General features: G+C 66.9%; 1 protein-coding gene. It reads left to right on the top strand.

The annotated features are described in order from the left end of the window. On the top strand, nucleotides 1-689 hold a 689-nt coding region (locus ACEWPL_RS19430), incomplete at its 5' end, for an IS91 family transposase (RefSeq protein ID WP_420744408.1). Nucleotides 690-1,009 lie beyond the last annotated feature (320 nt).

Genomic DNA, 1,009 nt, shown 5'->3' on the forward strand with positions numbered 1-1,009 from the left:
GCGGCCTGTCGCCCGACGGGACAAGGTGGGTCGGCTGCCGCCCTGGATTCTTCCTCCATGTGCGGGTGCTGTCGCGGCTGTTCCGGCGCCTGTTTCTGGAGGGGCTGATGGACCTGCACCGGGCTGGCCAATTGACCTTCTTCGGCGATCTGGCCGGGCTGGCCAACGCGGACACCTTCACCGCCTGGCTCGCCTCGTTTCGCAAATCCGAATGGGTGGTCCATGCCAAACCACCCTTCGGCGGACCGGAAGCCGTGCTGGCCTACCTGAGCCGCTATACCCACCGGGTGGCGATCTCGAACAATCGCCTGGTCAGTGCGGACGCCGAAACCGTCGCCTTCCGCTGGAAGGACTATCGCATCAAGTCCGGCCACCGCCACAAGGTCCTGCGGTTGGCCACCGGCGAGTTCATCCGCCGCTTCCTGATCCACGTCCTCCCTGACGGCTTTCATCGCATCCGCCACTACGGCCTGCTCGCCTCAGCGCAGCGCAAGACCAACATCGCCCGATGCCGTGCCTTGCTCGGGGCAAAAAGCCCGGCTCCAGAGCCACCAGAGGTTGCCGAAGCCATCCCGCTCACCCTCCGCGAGCCATGCCCGTGCTGTGGCGGGCCAATGCGCATCATCGAGATTTTCCGACGCGGGCGGAAGCCCCGATCCCGCGCACCACCGAGGGAGCAGGCGGCATGACGAAACGCCCGTCCTCGTCGCGAACATTGCCTCGCTGCGTGCCCGCAGACCGGGCCGTTCCTGTTGTGCCCGGTGATCCGGTCGGCGCGCGAACAACGCGTCGAAGTTCCCGAAGACGCCTGGATATCGTGATCTCGGACGACCGCGCCGCCTGCGGTGATCGCCATGGCCACCCAGATCGACATCCGGTTCTCACTCCCGCCACGGGCCGCAGCACACTTTCCCCATAGTCACTGCCCAGCTCCCCGCGGCTTCCACCTTGGGAGGTTTTCCAACGCGGGTCGTGGTCGCGCCAGTGCGCAACGTGCCGCCGCGACCCG

This window comes from Roseovarius roseus (assembly GCF_043355935.2).
GTDB classification, from domain to species: Bacteria; Pseudomonadota; Alphaproteobacteria; order Rhodobacterales; family Rhodobacteraceae; genus Roseovarius; species Roseovarius roseus.